The 16,520-nt window shown below is 62.6% G+C and carries 17 protein-coding genes; 14 read left to right on the forward strand and 3 right to left on the reverse strand.

Features of this window, described 5'->3' with window-relative positions:
* Positions 1–58: 58 nt before the first annotated feature.
* Positions 59–943 (forward strand): hypothetical protein, encoded by an 885-nt coding sequence (locus ACS0VV_RS00080; RefSeq protein ID WP_483530717.1) that lies wholly within the window; start codon positions 59–61, stop codon positions 941–943.
* Here ACS0VV_RS00080 and ACS0VV_RS00085 read toward each other — a convergent pair.
* Both ACS0VV_RS00085 and ACS0VV_RS00090 read right to left on the reverse strand, forming a co-directional pair.
* Entirely contained in the window at positions 894–2,762 is a 1,869-nt protein-coding gene (locus ACS0VV_RS00085) for a sensor histidine kinase (RefSeq protein WP_483530718.1), read from the reverse strand. The two genes, ACS0VV_RS00080 and ACS0VV_RS00085, sit on opposite strands and share 50 nt — an antisense overlap.
* Positions 2,763–2,812: 50 nt before the next feature.
* Positions 2,813–3,487: a LuxR C-terminal-related transcriptional regulator gene (locus tag ACS0VV_RS00090; protein WP_483530719.1), complete on the reverse strand. Its 675-nt coding sequence runs from the start codon at positions 3,485–3,487 to the stop codon at positions 2,813–2,815.
* 154 nt (positions 3,488–3,641) lie between these two features.
* Here ACS0VV_RS00090 and ACS0VV_RS00095 point away from each other — a divergent pair, with 154 nt between their 5' ends.
* Positions 3,642–4,577 carry a ribose-phosphate pyrophosphokinase gene (locus tag ACS0VV_RS00095; RefSeq protein ID WP_483530720.1) on the forward strand — a complete coding sequence of 312 codons (936 nt, stop codon included), beginning with the start codon at positions 3,642–3,644 and terminating at the stop codon, positions 4,575–4,577.
* Positions 4,578–4,583: 6 nt separating this feature from the next.
* Here the strand turns inward: ACS0VV_RS00095 and ACS0VV_RS00100 are convergent, their stop codons facing one another.
* Positions 4,584–5,423 (reverse strand): helix-turn-helix transcriptional regulator, encoded by an 840-nt coding sequence (locus tag ACS0VV_RS00100; protein WP_483530721.1) that lies wholly within the window; start codon positions 5,421–5,423, stop codon positions 4,584–4,586.
* 206 nt (positions 5,424–5,629) lie between these two features.
* On the opposite strand from ACS0VV_RS00100, the gene ACS0VV_RS00105 reads away from it, so the two are divergent.
* The 12 genes from ACS0VV_RS00105 to ACS0VV_RS00160 all read left to right on the forward strand — a co-directional run bounded on the left by ACS0VV_RS00105 (position 5,630) and on the right by ACS0VV_RS00160 (position 16,504).
* Positions 5,630–6,403, forward strand: a complete 774-nt coding sequence (locus ACS0VV_RS00105; RefSeq protein ID WP_483530722.1) for an inositol monophosphatase family protein — start codon at positions 5,630–5,632, stop codon at positions 6,401–6,403.
* Positions 6,404–6,542: 139 nt separating this feature from the next.
* Entirely contained in the window at positions 6,543–7,145 is a 603-nt protein-coding gene (locus ACS0VV_RS00110; protein ID WP_483530723.1) for an outer membrane protein, read from the forward strand.
* Between the two features lie 143 nt (positions 7,146–7,288).
* A complete protein-coding gene (locus tag ACS0VV_RS00115; protein ID WP_483530724.1) occupies positions 7,289–8,020 on the forward strand; it encodes an N-acyl amino acid synthase FeeM domain-containing protein in 732 nt (243 codons plus the stop codon).
* Positions 8,017–8,751, forward strand: coding sequence for an aspartyl/asparaginyl beta-hydroxylase domain-containing protein (locus tag ACS0VV_RS00120; protein ID WP_483530725.1), 735 nt, complete (start codon positions 8,017–8,019; stop codon positions 8,749–8,751). The genes ACS0VV_RS00115 and ACS0VV_RS00120 overlap by 4 nt, the downstream gene beginning before the upstream one ends.
* Positions 8,752–8,876: 125 nt before the next feature.
* Positions 8,877–9,080 (forward strand): 50S ribosomal protein L35, encoded by a 204-nt coding sequence (rpmI, locus tag ACS0VV_RS00125; RefSeq protein ID WP_151973174.1) that lies wholly within the window; start codon positions 8,877–8,879, stop codon positions 9,078–9,080.
* A gap of 22 nt (positions 9,081–9,102) precedes the next feature.
* Positions 9,103–9,462, forward strand: a complete 360-nt coding sequence (gene rplT, locus ACS0VV_RS00130; RefSeq protein WP_483530726.1) for a 50S ribosomal protein L20 — start codon at positions 9,103–9,105, stop codon at positions 9,460–9,462.
* Positions 9,463–9,542: 80 nt separating this feature from the next.
* Positions 9,543–10,652 (forward strand): phenylalanine--tRNA ligase subunit alpha, encoded by a 1,110-nt coding sequence (gene pheS / locus ACS0VV_RS00135; protein ID WP_483530727.1) that lies wholly within the window; start codon positions 9,543–9,545, stop codon positions 10,650–10,652.
* Positions 10,649–13,051, forward strand: a complete 2,403-nt coding sequence (gene pheT, locus ACS0VV_RS00140) for a phenylalanine--tRNA ligase subunit beta (protein ID WP_483530728.1) — start codon at positions 10,649–10,651, stop codon at positions 13,049–13,051. Before pheS ends, pheT begins: the two co-directional genes overlap by 4 nt.
* Before the next feature lie 114 nt (positions 13,052–13,165).
* Complete coding sequence (locus tag ACS0VV_RS00145) at positions 13,166–14,698, forward strand: peptide chain release factor 3 (protein WP_483533463.1); 1,533 nt, start codon at positions 13,166–13,168, stop codon at positions 14,696–14,698.
* Positions 14,699–14,730: 32 nt separating this feature from the next.
* A complete protein-coding gene (locus tag ACS0VV_RS00150) occupies positions 14,731–15,288 on the forward strand; it encodes a pyridoxamine 5'-phosphate oxidase family protein (protein WP_483533464.1) in 558 nt (185 codons plus the stop codon).
* Between the two features lie 13 nt (positions 15,289–15,301).
* Positions 15,302–16,012, forward strand: a complete 711-nt coding sequence (locus tag ACS0VV_RS00155) for an endonuclease/exonuclease/phosphatase family protein (protein WP_483530729.1) — start codon at positions 15,302–15,304, stop codon at positions 16,010–16,012.
* A 153-nt stretch (positions 16,013–16,165) separates the two neighbouring features.
* Positions 16,166–16,504, forward strand: a complete 339-nt coding sequence (locus ACS0VV_RS00160; protein WP_151973182.1) for a P-II family nitrogen regulator — start codon at positions 16,166–16,168, stop codon at positions 16,502–16,504.
* The last annotated feature ends 16 nt before the right edge of the window (positions 16,505–16,520 follow it).

Consider the following 16,520-nt stretch of genomic DNA (forward strand, 5'->3'; position numbering starts at 1 on the left):
GAAATTCCCCAATCCATGGGAATAAGCTGCGGCTTTGCGGGCAGTTAGAAAGCGCGGCATGGATCGAAGCAGCGCGCTGCGCGCCCGGTATGACAGCATGATCGCAGAGATGGGCCTCGCGCCTGCGGACTATCCGCTGCACTTTGCCGCACGGCACGATGGTGGAGCGCATATCGAACCGCTTGCGCCGGACGGCTGGCGGCTGAGCGTCACCGAGCGCGGGCAAGTGCTGGCCGAAACCCGCTTTGCCGATGACGAGGGACTGCTTTACCGGCTGGCGTGTGATGTAGCCGCGGCAGAGGGCGGTAAGCTCCACTCCGGGCCAAGCGCCATGGGAAAAGACCCGCGCCGCGCCGATTTTGCGCGGCGGATGGAACTGGTGGGCAAAGCGTCGCCCGCCTGGCGGATCAGGCTGGCGGAGGAACTGGCGCAGTGGCTGGTTCGCCATCCGTATAATGACCGGTCTCCCGGCCCCGCAGCATCCGGCCAGCCGTCGGCAAAGACGCCCAAGGGCTGGATCGGCCTCGCCATTGTCGCCCTGCTGGTGCTCGGCTGGGCAGCGGCGCATTATCCGCTCTGGTCGGTCTGGCAGACGCAGCAGCGGCTCCACACCGAAGGCTTTGCAGTGCGCGCCGAGGTGATCGAGCGGCACCGCACCGACGGGCGCTTTGCCGACGAATATCTGCTTACCTACCGCTATCAGGGCGCAACGCGCACTCTGGAAGGCCGCGACAGCGTGGACTGGGTGACCTTTTCCAGCGTGGACTACGACGGCGCGTCTATCGATGTGGTCTATGATCCCGCCGATCAGGAAACCAGCATGGTCGCAGGCAATGACCGGGCCGGGCGGCTCGCGTGGATCTATGCCGCGATCGACGCGCTGCTTGCGCTCATTATTGTGTGGGAGTGGAAGAAATCCCGGCGGGAGGGAGCAGCAGGCTGATCTTCAGCCCCGGCGCGTTCACGGCAAAGGCGATCTGCCCGCCAAGCCGCGCCGCGCGGCTGCGCATATTGGCAAGGCCTTTGCCACCGCTTTGGACAGCATCGCCCTCCAGCCCTTTGCCATTGTCGGCCATTTCCAGCACCACTGCCCCATCCTCGCGCGTGCACAGTACGACTTCGAAGTGGTCCGCGCCCGAATAGCGCAACATATTGGCGCAGGCTTCCTGCATGATGCGGTAAATATCGAGGATGGCAGTCGCCGATAGCGCGGTTTCGGCGGCCTGTTCGTCGATTGTCCATTCGCTTTCGATCCCGGCGGCGGCGAGCTTGCTTTCCATCCGCGCGCGGAACGCGCCCAGCGCCATGCCCAGATCATCGCCTGCGGTATCGAGCGAATCGACGATCAGGCGGAGTTCGTCGAGCGCCTCCATAAGTTCATCGGCGAGCGCTCCGGGCGGCGGCGCGGCGCTGCCTTGCGCCTTGAGCTGCGCGGCAATGCTCATCAGCCGTCCGCCCATGCCGTCATGCATATCGCGCATGATCCGCTTGCGCTCGGTCAGCAGCGCCTGCTGGCGGGCAACTTCCTGCCTTTCTTCATAGGCGTCGGCGATTTCCTTCTCGCGCGCGGCGAGCTCGGTTGCGAGCCGGTCGTTATACTCCTCCATCGACCGAAACAGGCGGATATTGCGTGAGAGGAAAGACGCGGCGAGCGCGACGAAAATGAGCGGCGCGGTCCATTCCAACCCGCCGACATGGCTGACCAGTTGCAAGCTCTGCAGCGCCTCTATCCCGACCAGCATCGCGAGCAGCAGGAACAGCGCGGTTTCCAGCGTATGGCGCAGACCGAACAGGAAAGCGTGTCGCAGCAAGAGCAGCACGGCGATGCCAGCCAACAGCACGCCGCCCCACAGATCGATCAGGCTGCTGGTGTCATATCCCTCTGGTGAAGGATAAGTGTAGAGCGCCACAGCGTTGAGCCCGAGCTTGGCAACCGTGAGCGCAGGCAAAGCATAGCGCAGCCAGCGTATTGGTCTGCCGCCCCATTCATTGGCAAAGCTGGCCCAGCCGAGCGCAACCAGCGTAATCGTCACGCTCCACACCAGCACGCGGCCATTGCCGCCAAGGGGAAATTCGGCCCAGAACGCCAGATAGAGCCTCAGGCCCCATGCGCTCGTCAGCACGGCCAGCCAGAACCACGCCGGATTGCGTCCGCCGCGCAGGAATAGCACCAATGCCGCGAGCGCCAGCACCAGACAGGTTGAAATGCCGATCCAGCTCAGCTCGCCAAACTGGAACTCGCGCCAGCCGAAGGCGCGCTTCATATCGGGCCAAGGGCCAATGCGCGGTTCGGTGACATCGGTGTAGGGCATGGTGGCCCGCACGGTGACAATTTCGACTGTGTTGGTTCCTGGACGGAGCAGGTCGGGCGAGAAGAACCAGATATTGCGCAACCGCTCGATCGTCGGCTGCGGCAGCGCCATCGCGCCGTCGTTCACGATCAGATGGCCGTTGAGATAGACCCGCGCATTGTCCGCCTGGATGCTCGGCGTCATGCCCACGCCGTCGGGCATGGGCTGATCGAGATCGAAGGTCAGCCGCACGGCATAATAGGCGGGGTCGCAGCATCCGGTGAACATGAATTCCGCCGGTTCGAATTGCGCTGCATTGATCCCGGCGCGGTTGGGCGTTGCAATCTGGGCTGCCTCTACGGAGCTGACTTCGAACAGCGTATCGGGCAGATCGGGTGCCCCCAAAAGCGGTCGCACGGCCAGCCAGTACACCGCTTGTACCGCAAGAATCGCCAGAAGGAGCCGCGCCAACCCCCGGCGCATTTCGGTGTCACTACGCAGTCTCTCAAAGGCCCCTGCAATCACAGCTCGATCATCCCTGCCTTCAGCGCCTTGTTCACCGCCGCGCCGCGCGAATTGACCTGCAGCTTGCGATACAGCGTCTTCACATAATCGCCCACCGTGTGCAGCGAGATATCAAACTTGCGCGCCACTTCCTTGTAGCTGGCCCCGCGGGCGAATTCGGTCAGCACTTGCCGCTCGCGGCGGGACAGCGCGACGCTCTCGGCATCGCTGCCGGCCATCACCGAGGGCTGGAACCGGCGCAGCAAGTGCCGCGCGACGCCGGGGCTGATCGGCGCTTCGCCGGCCAGCACCTGCGCAATCGGCTGGCCGAGATCGGCGAAGGCGCCATCTTTCAGGATATAGCCGTCGGCCCCCGCCTCAATCGCGCTGATCACGCTATCCTCGTCCCCCAGCACGCTGATGACCATGATCCGCGCATCGTGATTGGCGCGCGACAGTTCGATCAGGTCGAAGCTCTTGCGGGTGCCCAGATTGATATCGACCAGCAGCACATCATATTCGCCCGCCACGATCAGCGGCAGCGCCTCGTCATGGTCGCCCGCCGTGCCCGCCAGCGCCAGCAACGGATCGCGTGTGATCGCGGCACAGAAAGCGGCGCGCGTCGGCGCGTCATCCTCGATCACCACAATCCGGGCGGCGCTGGTGGTATCCCCCTCCATATCCCGCGTCATGCCACGCAAGCAGGAGACAATCACCCCCCAAACATTGGGGGATCGTGACGGCGCGGTGAGGCCGGGCCTGAGGACAATGCGGGCGCAGCGCGTTGCATTTCCGTGACACTCGGCTAGGCGGTGGCCACGACCAGCTAACGGGGATTCGCGTTCCATGAAGATCATGTCCGGCAATTCGAACCTGCCGCTCGCCCGGGCGATTGCCGCCTATCTCGAAGTGCCGCTCACCGATGCCAGCGTGCGTCGCTTTGCCGACGAAGAGATTTTCATCGAGATCCACGAGAATGTGCGCGGCGAGGACGTGTTTATCGTCCAATCGACGAGCTTCCCGGCGAATGACAATCTGATGGAATTGCTGATCGGCATCGATGCGCTGCGGCGCGCTTCCGCGGCCCGCATCACCGCAGTGGTGCCCTATTTTGGCTATGCCCGGCAGGATCGCAAACCCGGCCCGCGCACGCCGATTTCGGCCAAGCTGGTGGCCAATCTGATTACCGAGGCCGGGGCCGACCGCGTGCTGGCCGTTGATCTCCATGCCGGACAGATCCAGGGCTTTTTCGATATCCCCACCGACAATCTCTACGCCGCGCCGACAATGGCGGCGGATATCCAGGCGCGGTATGGCGACGATGATCTGATGGTTGTTTCTCCCGATGTCGGCGGCGTGGTGCGCGCCCGCTCGCTCGCCAAACGGCTGGACAACGCCCCGCTGGCGATTGTCGACAAGCGCCGCGACCGCCCCGGCGAAAGCGAAGTGATGAACATTATCGGCGATGTGAAGGGCCGCAAATGCATCCTGATCGACGATATCGTCGATTCGGGGGGCACGCTCTGCAACGCCGCGCAGGCGCTGCTCGATGAAGGCGCCAAAAGTGTTGCCGCCTATATCACCCACGGCGTGCTGTCGGGCAGCGCGGTGGCGCGGGTGGATACCTCCGCGCTGACCGAGCTGGTGATCACTGACACCATCAATGCGAGCGAGGATGCCAAGCAATCAAGCCGCATCCGCGTGCTGACGATTGCGCCGCTGCTCGGCGAAGCGATCCGCCGCATCGCCGACGAAAGCAGTGTGTCGAGCCTGTTTGACTAGCCTTGCTTAATCATCCGGCTGGCCCGAACGCGGTTCCGCGTTCGGATCGCGCCATGGGCCGATCTCGTCGGGCTTCAGACGGTTGAGCGCGTCGAGCCGTCGCCGCTGGCGCACTTCCAGCGCCAGTCGCAGGAACGGGTGCAGCCCTTTCTGCAGATCGCTCGGCACCATGTTGAAGAAGCTCTTCACTTCCTTCACGCGGTGCGACTGGTCGAAATATCTGAGCTCGATCTCGGGCCGGTCTTCGGGCCGCGCCACATCGAGCAGCGCTGCGCCCATATCGAGTACGCGTGCGCGGCGCAGCGCCTGCTTGGGGGTGAGGCCAAAAGTCTGCTTGATCAGTCGTTCGATCGTCCGTTTCGACACGTCGCGCCCTTCGGCAAAATCCTCGACACTGATCTCGGGATTGGCGAGGCATTGCCGCTCGAATTCCAGCGAAGTGGCATCGGGCTCCTTGCGGCCAGCCGCTTCAACGAGCGGGCGGAGGAAACCGTCTTCCAGCGCGGAAAGCCATTGCTCGTGATTGGCCGAAAGGTCGACCAGCGATCCCAAAGGCACATCGCGCGCGAAATATTCGTCCAGATCGACAATCCGATTCAGCATTTCGGCATTGCTGGGGAAGCCGAGCAGTGGCCCGGCACCCGGGTTGAAGTGGACGGTAATGGCGACATACTTGCCCGAGATGCTCAGCGGCATCATCTTCGACTGCGGGCCGAAATAGAGCGCGCGGCCATGCGGGCCGGGTTCCCACACCTGCTCGCCGTCGGTAGTCCCCGCGGTCCAAGCATCGTGATAAATGATCGTAATACAGGGATGGTCGACCACGCGGCCGCAGTCTATGCGCATTCCCGGCGGCAATTGCCCCTCGGCAATGCTCCACCAGTAACACCAGGGAAGTAAGTCACTCGCAGGCGCGCGGGACAAGGCAAGCGGAGAACCGCTTTTGGTTGCGCCCGTCTGCGATGTTATTTGCGGCCCCACATTCATTTATGCGATGAATGTGTAAAATTGCGACAGATTGCAACGTAATTAAGTATAATCGGGTAAGAACCATGCCTTCAGCAGCCGATATTGCGCTTATTTCCCGCCTCGCCGATCTGGCTCGGGCGGAAATTGTTCCGCTGTTCCGCACGGCGGTGGACAGCGAGGCAAAAGGCGATGCTTCCCCGGTAACCGCTGCCGACCGCAATGCGGAGGCGGCCATGCGCCGACTGATCGAGGCCGAGGCCAGCGCCGATGGTATCCATGGCGAGGAATATGGCGTGAAAGACGGCGTGTCGGGTCGCCAATGGGTACTCGACCCGATCGATGGCACCACCGCCTTTCTGGCCGGACGGCCTATTTTCGGCACGCTCATCGCGCTGTTGGAGGATGGCTTTCCCGTGCTCGGCCTGATTGACCAGCCGATCACGGGCGAACGCTGGCTGGGGATCACGGGCAAGGGCACTACGTTCAACGGCCAACCGGTGAAGGCGCGGCTGTGCCCCGAACTCGGCAATGCGACCATCGCCACCACCGGCCCGCATTATTTCAGCGTGGAGCAAGGCGACCGCTTTATGGCGCTGGCGGGCCAGACCGATCACAAACGCATGGTAATGGGTGGCGATTGCTACAATTACGGCTGCCTTGCCTCCGGCCAAATCGATATCGTTGCCGAGGCGGGGCTGAAGCTGCACGATTATGCCGCGCTTGTCCCCGTGGTCGAAGGCGCGGGCGGGGTGATGAGCGACTGGCGCGGGGAGCCGCTGCACGCCGGAAGCGATGGCACCGTGCTCGCGCTGGGCGATCCGGCGCGACTGGAAGATGTGCTGGAAATCTTGGCCTGAGGACAAGTCACTTGTGATTGAAATGCAACACCTTTCGAAAAGCAGGTTTCGGTTGCAACTTGTAAGGTGCGGTAAATTTTCGCCGTTCTAAACGCTTGCCTGCGCGGACGAGAGCCGCGTTCATTCCAAGGGAAGCACAATGAAAATTTTCACCGTTGCGGCTGTTCTGGCTGCTGTTGTTTCGACCCCGGCTCTGGCGCAGGAAAGCCCTGTTGAGGGCAAGGATGGCATCCGCATCGAAGGTCAGGTCGCGTGGGAGCGGCTGAACGATCCCGAGCTCGATCAGGGCATCAATTACGAACTGGGAAGCGGCATTTCCTATGGCGGCGAAATCGGCTTCGATTTCCCCGTGAGCAACCGCGTCGTGGTTGGCCCCTATGTCAACTACTCGGCCTCCACGGTTGAAGAATGCGATGGCCAGCTGTGCGTTTCGTCGGGTGGCTACTGGGCAGCGGGTCTGCACGCCGGTCTGCTCGTCGGCACCAACGGCATGGTTTATGCCAAGGCCGGTTATGGTCAGCAGACCATCGATCTGGTCGGCCCGTTCAACGATAATGGCACGATCATCAATTTCGACGAAAGCGAAACCGGCGGCGGCTACAATTTCGGTCTCGGCTACGATCACAGCTTCGGCGAGAACTTCTATGGCCGGATCGAGACCTCGATCAGCGAAAGCTACGACATCTACGGCTTCGATTTCCAGCGCTCGACCATCGGCGTGAGCCTGGGCGCGCGCTTCTAAGCCAAGCATAAGCGCATCATCGCGGAAGGGGCGGCGAACCATTGGTTTGCCGCCCCTTTTTCTTAGTCGGCATCAGAAAGACGCTGCATTGGCGTTCCGCAATAGGGTATAGCTTGCGGTATCGAGTCGCTGGGGGGTGACATATGCCTGCAAGTGTTTTGCCGGACGAAGCGCAAACCCAGACCGCACATTTGCAAGGTTTGACCGCCGGAATGGCGAGCGGCGCGGACAGGCTGGGTGCGCTTTCAGGGGTGCTGCGAACGGTCATTGTCGGACAGCAAGAACAGGTTGCGGTCGCCCGCTTGCGTTACCGTGCCTATTTGGCCGCAGGCGCGGTGGCGGAAGACCACGCCGGCGCGATCTGGGAAGCGGGCGATAGCGATGCCAATGCGCGAACCTTCGCGGTGTTGCTGGAGGGGGAGCCCATCGCCTCAATCCGCGTCCATGTTGCGCGGGGAATGCAAACCAGTTCGCCAGCCTGTACGGTGTTTCCCGAGGTGACATCCCCGTGGCTCGCACGCGGATACGCCATCGTGGATTCGAGCTGTTTCTGCGTGGAGCCGCAACTCGCGAGAGACTTTCCGCAGCTTGCCCTGCTGGCCGTGCGTGTTCCGGTGGTGCTGGCGCAGGCTTTCGTCCCGTCATGGCTGATCGCCACACCCCGCCGTGGCCACGAGGGGTTCTACCTGCGCAATTTTGGCGGGCGTCGGCTGGCAGAGCCGCGATCCTATCCCGGCCGGGAGCGGCCGCTCGCGCTGGTGGGCAACCAGATGGAACTGATCGCCGAGCGCATTTTTGGCCGCTACCCGACCTTCCGCGCCGATGCTGCCGAGCAAGCGGCGATGCGTGGCCATTACAGCGAGGCCCTGCAATGACCGGCGCACAGCCCGTCGCGCCGCCGCGCACGCTCGCCATTGCCGGCGGCTTGGTGCCGCGGATCGAGGCGCTGATCGGGCGCAATTCGCTCCATGGCGATCCGGCGCTCTACGATCCGGCTATTTTTGCGTGGACGCAAAAGCTCGAAGCCGCCTTTCCCGCCATCCGCGCCGAACTTGACGCGCTGCTGGGTTCCGGCGCGGCGATTCCCGGCTTCGAGGAAATCAGCCACGACCAGACCAAGCTGACCGACGACAAACGCTGGCAGACCTATTTCTTCCTCGGCTACGGCTTGCCGTTCGAAGAGAATATCGCTGCCTGCCCGCAAACCTGGGCGGCGCTGCAAAATGTGCCGGGGCTGGTCACCGCGTTCTTCTCCATTCTGGCGCCGGGCAAGCAAATTCCGCTACATCGCGGGCCGTATAAGGGCGTACTGCGTTATCATCTGGGCGTGATCGTCCCGGAGGGCGAGGCAATCGACATCACAGTCGATGGCGAAACGCGCATCTGGGCGGAAGGCAAAAGCCTGATTTTCGACGACACCTATTACCATTCGGCGCGCAACCTTTCGGACAGGCCACGCGTGGTGCTGTTCGTCGATTTCGAACGCCCGCTCAAACGCCCGCTTAGCTGGTTGAACAAGGGTGTGCTCAAAATCATCGCCCGCTCCGGCTTTGTGCAGGAGGCTAAGGTGAATTACGACAATTGGCGGCGCAGCAATGCTGGCTGACATGCTTGCATTCGCCGACCGATCCGCTATGTGCGCCCCCTTCACTGACACGTGATTCTTCTTCCGGTCTGGCTCACAAGGGCTGCCAGGGCTGGTTGGACGTGTTCTCGAACTAGGAGACGAAAATGCCCAAGCTGAAGACCAAGAGCGGCGTCAAAAAGCGCTTCAAGCTCACTGCCACCGGCAAGGTCAAGCATGGTGTCGCCGGAAAGCGCCACCGCCTGATCAGCCATAATGCCAAGTATATCCGCCAGCAGCGCGGCACCAAGGTTCTGGCCAAGGCCGACTTTGCAGCCGTCAAAAAGTGGGCACCCTACGGCCTTAGCTGAGCCGGGGATAAGGAGATAAGATATGCCTCGCATTAAACGTGGTGTGACCACCCGCGCTAAGCACAAGCGCATTCTCGAACAGGCCAAGGGTTACCGCGGCCGTCGCAAAAATACGATCCGCGTCGCCCGTCAGGCCGTCGAAAAGGCCGGCCAGTACGCTTATCGCGACCGCAAGGTGAACAAGCGCAATTTCCGCGCCCTGTGGATCCAGCGCATCAACGCTGCGGTGCGCGCCGAAGGCCTCACCTATTCGCAGTTCATGCACGGCGTGAAGTTGGCCGGGATCGAGCTGGACCGCAAGGTCATGGCCGATCTGGCGATGAACGAAGGCGCAGCCTTTAGCGGCATCATCAAGCAGGCCAAGGAAGCGCTTCCGGCCTGATTGCTGATTGCCATGAATTTCAGGAAGCGCCATCCGAAAGGGTGGCGCTTTTTGTTTATGCCCACTAAGCGAGCGACCCCATGAGCACCGAACAAGAGAAGCAAGTTTCCGATACGCTGGCGCGCCTCGATGCTGCGGCCAGTGCGGGCGATGTCGAAGCGATCCGGGTGGAGGCGCTGGGCAAGGCGGGCTGGATCAGCGCGCTGATGAAAACGCTGGGCAAAATGACGCCCGAGGAGCGGCAGAGCGAGGGCCCCCGCATCCAGGGCATCCGCGCCCGCGTGGCCGATGCGATCGAGGCGAAGAAGACGGCGCTCGAAGCCGCCGAACTCGAAGCAAGGCTCGCCACCGAAACGCTTGACCTCACCCTACCCGCTCCTGCCGCGCCCAAGGGCAGCGTGCATCCGGTGAGCCAGGTGATGGACGAGCTTTCGGAAATCTTCGCCGATCTGGGCTTCTCGGTCGCCACCGGGCCGGAGATCGAGGACGACTGGTACAATTTCACCGCGCTCAATATGCCCGAAAGCCATCCGGCGCGGGCCATGCACGATACGTTCTATTTCGGCGATAACCACCGGGCACCCAATGGCGGAAAAATGCTGCTTCGGACGCATACCTCGCCTGTGCAAATCCGCACCATGATGGCCGAGGGTGCACCGCTGCGCATTATCGCGCCGGGCCGCGTGTACCGTTCGGACAGCGACGCGACGCATACGCCGATGTTCCATCAGGTCGAAGGGCTGGTGATCGACCGCGATATCCATCTCGGCCATCTCAAATGGACGCTGGAGACTTTCCTCAGGGCCTTCTTCGAAACCGATGACATCGTGCTGCGGCTGCGTCCGTCCTATTTCCCTTTCACCGAGCCTTCGGTGGAAGTCGATGTCGGCTTCGCGCTGGTTGATGGCAAACGCGTGCTGGGCGGCAGCGGCGATGCCCCGGGCCATGGCTGGATGGAGCTGCTCGGCAGCGGCATGGTGAACAGGCGGGTGATCGAATATGCCGGTTTAGACCCCGACGAATGGCAAGGCTTTGCCTTTGGCGTCGGTGTGGATCGGCTCGCCATGCTCAAATACGGGATGGACGATCTGCGCGCCTTCTTCGATGGCGATGCGCGCTGGCTGGCGCATTACGGGTTCAGCGGGTTTGACCAGCCGACCCTTTCCGGCGGTGTGGGAGCAAAGGCATGAAGTTCTCGCTCGAATGGCTGAAGTATTTCCTCGAGACCGAAGCTTCGGTTGAGGAAGTTGCCGCCAAATTGAATGCCATCGGCATTGAAGTCGAAGAGATCGACGATCCGGCGGAAAAGCTGGCGGGTTTCCGCGTGGCCGAAGTGCTCACCGCGAAGCCGCATCCCGATGCGGACAAGCTGCAGGTGCTCACCGTCAACAGCGGTGAAGGCGAGCCTTTGCAGGTCGTCTGCGGCGCGCCGAACGCGCGTGCGGGGATGAAGGGCGTGCTCGGCCTGCCTGGTGCAGAGGTTCCGGCCAACGGCATGGTTCTGCGCAAGAGCGCGATCCGCGGGGTCGAAAGCAATGGCATGATGTGCTCGGTTCGCGAACTGGAGCTGGGCGACGAGCATGACGGGATTATCGAGCTTCCCGATGATGCGCCGGTCGGCACCAGCTTTGCCGAATACCACAATGCTTCGCCCATTTTCGATGTGGCGATCACGCCCAACCGGCCCGATTGCATGGGCGTTTATGGCATAGCCCGCGATCTGGCAGCGGCGGGTCTTGGCACGCTCAAGCCGATCACGGCGCCTGTGATAGAAGCGAAGGGCGCGTGCCCGGTCGAAATCCGCACCGATGATCCCGAAGGTTGTCCAGCCTTCTATGGCCGCGTGATCAATGGCGTGCAGAACGACCCCTCGCCCGACTGGATGCAGCGGCGGCTGATCGCGGCAGGCCAGCGGCCCAAGAGCGCCTTGGTGGACATCACCAATTACCTGATGCTCGCCTTCGGTCGCCCCGCGCACGTTTACGACCTTGCCAAGCTGACCGGCCCCGTTGTCGCGCGCCGCGCCAAGGATGGCGAGACGGTGAAGGCGCTCAACGAAAAGAGCTACACGCTCGATTCCAGCATGACGGTGATCGCCGATGATGCAGGTGTGCACGATATTGCCGGGATCATGGGCGGGGAGCATTCGGCGGTGCAGGACAGCACGACCGATGTGCTGCTCGAAATCGCCTATTTCGATCCCGAGCAGATCGGTGTGACGGGCCGCAAGCTGGGCCTTGCTACCGATGCCCGCACCCGGTTCGAGCGCGGCGTCGATCCGGCATTCCTTGATGATGGCCTCGCCATTCTGACCGACCTTGTGCTGCGCCTTTGTGGCGGGATGCCGAGCGAAGTGGTGCGCGCAGGCTCGCCGCCAAACGCGCCCAAGGTGGTGGCGTTCGATCCGGCAATGACCGCAAAGCTGGGTGGGGTCGATGTGCCTGCGGACGAGCAAAAGCGCATCCTCGAAGCGCTCGATTTCGACGTCGATGCGGACTGGAACGTCACGTGCCCGCTGCGCCGCCACGACATCGAAGGCCCGGCCGATCTGGTCGAGGAAGTGGTGCGGATTTACGGCATCGACAATGTCGCCAGCGTTGCGCTCCCCCGCGCAGAAGGTGTCGCCAAGTCCACCGCCACGCCGCAGCAGCAGCTCGAGCGCCGCGTGCGCCGTGCAGCGGCTTCGCGCGGGCTCAACGAGGCGGTAACGTGGAGCTTCCTGCCGGTACCCGATGCCGAGCATTTCTCGGATAGCGCGCCGCTTTGGGTGCTCGACAATCCGATCAGCGAGGACATGAAGGCCATGCGCCCCTCGCTCCTCCCCGGCTTGCTCGCCGCTGCCAAGCGCAATGCCGATCGCGGCGCGGATAGCCTGCGCCTGTTCGAAATCGGCCGCCGTTACTTGCGCAGCGCTGATGGTTCGTCTGCGGAACATCCCACGCTCGCCGTGCTGCTGGCAGGCGAGAAGACTCCGCGCGGCTGGGCCACGGGCAAGGCCACGCGGTTCGACGCCTACGACGCCAAGGCCGAAGCCGAAGCATTGCTGGCCGAGGCCGGCGCTCCGGTGGCTAATTTGCAAGTGATGGGAGAGGCTGGGCCGCAATTCCATCCCGGCCAGTCGGGCACGCTGCGGCTCGGCCCCAAAAACATCCTCGCCCGCTTTGGCGCGCTGCATCCGGCAACCCTTGCGGCGTTTGATGTCGATGGCCCGGTGATGGCGGTGGAGATTTATCTCGACGCTATTCCTGCCCAAAAAGCATCAAGGCAGGGCAAGCAGGGCTTCGCCAAGCCGCATTATGCGCCGCCCGCCTTGCAAGCGGTAACCCGCGATTTCGCCTTCCTCGTCCCCGCCGCTTGTCCGGCGGGCGACCTGCTGCGCGCGGTCAAAGGCGCGGACAAGGTGAACATCGTCGATGCGCGCGTGTTCGATGTGTTCGCAGGCCAGGGCGTGCCCGAAGGCAAGAAGTCGGTCGCGGTGGAAGTCACACTCCAGCCGGGCGAGAAATCGTTCAAGGATGACGAGCTGAAGGCGATTTCGGATGCGGTTGTTGCGTCGGCTGGCAAGCTGGGGGCTGAATTGAGAGGCTGAGCCCTCGCCGTCATGCTGAACTTGTTTCAGCATCCATCCCGCCAACCGAACGGACAGCGAAGGTGGAGAAATGGACCCTGAAACAAGTTCAGGGTGACGATTTGGATGAATACTATGTCAAACCGCCGCACCTTCGCCATCATCTCGCACCCTGACGCGGGGAAGACCACGCTAACGGAAAAGCTCCTGCTGCAAGGCGGGGCGATTCATGCGGCGGGGGCGGTGAAGGCGCGCGGGGAAGCGCGGCGGGCGCGATCGGACTGGATGAAGATCGAGCAGCAGCGCGGCATTTCTGTCACGTCCAGCGTGATGACCTTCGAGAAGGAGTTCAACGGAGAGACAATCACCTTCAACTTGCTCGATACGCCGGGCCACGAGGATTTCTCTGAAGACACCTACCGCACCCTGACCGCGGTTGACAGCGCGATCATGGTGATCGACGCGGCCAAGGGGATCGAGCCGCAGACGCTCAAGCTGTTCGAAGTCTGCCGCCTGCGTTCGGTGCCGATCATTACCTTCGTCAACAAGGTGGACCGCGAAGGCCGCGACGCGTTCGAGACTTTGGACGAAGTGGCGGACAAGCTGGCGCTCGATGTCAGTCCGCAGATGTGGCCCATCGGCATGGGCGGTCTGTTCGAAGGCCTGCTGGACTTCCGCACCGGCGAGGTCGCGCGGCCCGAAGGTGGCTCGAAGGAATATCTGGGCAAGCGCGATGCCGACGCCGCAATCCCGGAAAACTATGCCGAGGAAATCGAACTGGCGCGCGCGGGCTATCCCGAGCTTGATCTGGAAGCCTATCGCAATGGCGATCTGACGCCCGTCTATTTCGGCTCTGCGCTGAAGAATTTCGGGGTGGAGGAGCTCATCGACGCGATTGCCCGTTACGCTCCGCCGCCGCGTCCGCAACCGGCGGGTGAGGAGACAATCGGGCCTGAGCGCGACGAGGTCACCGGCTTCATCTTCAAGGTGCAGGCGAATATGGACCCCAACCACCGCGACCGCATTGCCTTTATGCGGCAAGTGTCGGGCACTTTTAAACGCGGCATGAAACTGACGCCGAGCGGTTTGGGCAAGCCGATTGCGGTGCATTCGCCCATCCTGTTTTTCGCGCAGGATCGCGAGATTGCCGATACTGCCAGCCCCGGTGACATTATCGGCATTCCCAACCACGGCACTTTGCGCGTGGGCGACACGCTTTCTGAAAAGAACACTATCCGCTTTACCGGCCTGCCCAATTTCGCGCCGGAAATCCTGCGCCGGGTGCAGCTTAGAGACCCGACCAAAACCAAGCAGTTGCGCAAGGCGCTGGACGATTTGTCCGAAGAGGGCGTGATCCAGGTGTTTTACCCGATCATCGGCGGATCGAGCATTGTCGGCGTGGTCGGGCAGTTGCAGTTGGAAGTGCTGATCTCGCGGCTGGAGGCGGAATACAAGGTGGAGGCCGCGCTCGAACCCTCGCCTTTCGCGACCGCGCGCTGGCTCAAAGGGCCGCAAGCCAAGATCGACGAGTTCGAACGCTTCAACCAGGGCAATCTCGGCAAAGACCGCGACGGCGATCTGGTGTTCATGGCCAAGAGCCCGTGGGATGTCGGTTACCAGCAGGAAAAGAACCCTGAGATCGTGTTCTCGGCCACGAAGGAGCGGTGACAAGCGTGGCGCACGGGCCTAGGCTCGCCGCTATGGCCGACTTTTCCGACACGCTCACCGACAAACACATCGCCATGATCGAACGCCAGCCTGTGTTCTTTGTTGCCACGGCGGCGGCGGATGCGCGGATCAATCTCTCGCCCAAGGGCTATGATGCTTTCCGCGTGCTTTCGCCTGCCCGCGTCGCGTGGCTCGACCTCGCGGGTTCGGGGAACGAGACCAATGCGCATCTGCTGGCAGATGGCCGCATCACGATCATGTTCTGCAATTTTGAGCAGCCTGCGCTGATCCTGCGCATTTACGGGCGCGGCACGCCGGTGCTGCCGGCGGATGATGGCTGGGAGGAACTGACGCGGCACTTCACGCTGCTCCCCGGCACGCGGCAGATATTCGATATCGCGGTCGAAAGCGTGCAGACGAGCTGCGGCTGGGGCGTGCCATTTATGGAGCTGAAGTCCGAGCGCAACACGCTGGTGAAGGCGCATAGCGGCGTTGATGAAGAGAAGTGGCTGGCCAAGCGGCAGGCGCATCCGGGCAGCATAGACGGCCTGCCCACCAGCAAGACCGACCGCTATATCAGCGGCGAGTGACGGGCGCCGCGCGGTGCAGCTGACTTTCGCCAGCTACAACATTCACAAGGGCGTGGGGCTCGATGGCCGCCGCGATCCGGTGCGCATTCTTGACGTGGTGGACGAGCTCGCCGCCGATATCGTCGCTTTGCAGGAAGTCGATATCCGCTTTGGCAACCGGCAGAGCGTGCTCGATCTGCGCGACATTGAAGAACGTGGCTGGCAGGTGGCCGCCGTTCCGACCAAACCTGCCAGCATGGGCTGGCACGGCAATGCGCTGTTGGTTCGCGTGGGCATAGGCATCGCCGATATAGCGGCCGAGCGGCTGCCGCGGCTCGAACCGCGCGGCGCTGTGCGGGCGCGGCTGGTGGCGCAGGGGCGGGAGATTTGCGTGACCGCGATGCACCTCGACCTAAGCGGACTAGCGCGCAAGCGGCAATTCGCGCATCTGTGCAATGCCAGCCGCGCGCCCGGCCTGCCTGCGGTGATGCTGGGCGATTGCAATGAGTGGCTGCGCCCCATCGGCGGCGATCGCGGACTGGCCGCACATTGGCAGATGGTGGAGCCGGGCAAGAGCTTTCCCGCGCGCCGTCCGCTGCTGGCGCTCGACCGCGTGATGCACACACCGCATTGGCGGCTGGTGTCTTCTCTTGTGCATTCGAGCACGCTGGCGCGGCAAGCGTCCGATCATCTGCCGATCATCGCGCGGTTGGTGCTGGAGCGGGCCGATCTGCCCGAAAAATAGGCGCACCTGCCTGATTCTTGTGCGATGCAGCATCGGCAATTCTCGGCAAATGCGCGACTCTCCTTGAGAAACAAGTGCAAAGAGTAACTGGCACGGAGTTTGCTGATTGATCCTCCAGCCGGGAATTCCTCCGGCATAAAACAGGGGTCAGGCATGAAATTTGTCATCGCCATTATCAAGCCGTTCAAGCTGGACGAGGTGCGCGAAGCGCTTGCCGGGATCGGCGTTGCCGGAATGACCGTCTCGGAAGTCAAAGGCTTCGGTCGGCAGAAGGGCCAGACGGAAATCTATCGCGGCGCCGAATATTCGGTGAATATGCTGCCGAAGGTGAAGCTGGAAATCGCGACGAGTGATGAGCTGGCACCCAAGGTGGTGGAAACCATCCAGCAAACCGCCACCACGCAAAGCATCGGCGACGGGAAGATCTTCGTGCTCGATCTGGCATCGACCACGCGCATCCGCACCGGCGAAACCGACGAAACCGCGCTGTAAAACAGGGGTCAGCTTC

The organism is Aurantiacibacter sp. KMU-128 (assembly GCF_056933515.1).

Bases quoted from the DNA above. Each gene is read 5' to 3' on its own strand.
- ACS0VV_RS00080 (WP_483530717.1), top strand. From the start codon at position 59: ATGGATCGAAGCAGCGCGCTGCGCGCCCGGTATGACAGCATGATCGCA.
- ACS0VV_RS00090 (WP_483530719.1), bottom strand. From the start codon at position 3,487: ATGACGCGGGATATGGAGGGGGATACCACCAGCGCCGCCCGGATTGTG.
- ACS0VV_RS00095 (WP_483530720.1), top strand. From the start codon at position 3,642: ATGAAGATCATGTCCGGCAATTCGAACCTGCCGCTCGCCCGGGCGATT.
- ACS0VV_RS00100 (WP_483530721.1), bottom strand. From the start codon at position 5,423: ATGCGCATAGACTGCGGCCGCGTGGTCGACCATCCCTGTATTACGATC.
- ACS0VV_RS00105 (WP_483530722.1), top strand. From the start codon at position 5,630: ATGCCTTCAGCAGCCGATATTGCGCTTATTTCCCGCCTCGCCGATCTG.
- ACS0VV_RS00110 (WP_483530723.1), top strand. From the start codon at position 6,543: ATGAAAATTTTCACCGTTGCGGCTGTTCTGGCTGCTGTTGTTTCGACC.
- ACS0VV_RS00115 (WP_483530724.1), top strand. From the start codon at position 7,289: ATGCCTGCAAGTGTTTTGCCGGACGAAGCGCAAACCCAGACCGCACAT.
- ACS0VV_RS00120 (WP_483530725.1), top strand. From the start codon at position 8,017: ATGACCGGCGCACAGCCCGTCGCGCCGCCGCGCACGCTCGCCATTGCC.
- rpmI (WP_151973174.1), top strand. From the start codon at position 8,877: ATGCCCAAGCTGAAGACCAAGAGCGGCGTCAAAAAGCGCTTCAAGCTC.
- rplT (WP_483530726.1), top strand. From the start codon at position 9,103: ATGCCTCGCATTAAACGTGGTGTGACCACCCGCGCTAAGCACAAGCGC.
- pheS (WP_483530727.1), top strand. From the start codon at position 9,543: ATGAGCACCGAACAAGAGAAGCAAGTTTCCGATACGCTGGCGCGCCTC.
- pheT (WP_483530728.1), top strand. From the start codon at position 10,649: ATGAAGTTCTCGCTCGAATGGCTGAAGTATTTCCTCGAGACCGAAGCT.
- ACS0VV_RS00145 (WP_483533463.1), top strand. From the start codon at position 13,166: ATGTCAAACCGCCGCACCTTCGCCATCATCTCGCACCCTGACGCGGGG.
- ACS0VV_RS00150 (WP_483533464.1), top strand. From the start codon at position 14,731: ATGGCCGACTTTTCCGACACGCTCACCGACAAACACATCGCCATGATC.
- ACS0VV_RS00160 (WP_151973182.1), top strand. From the start codon at position 16,166: ATGAAATTTGTCATCGCCATTATCAAGCCGTTCAAGCTGGACGAGGTG.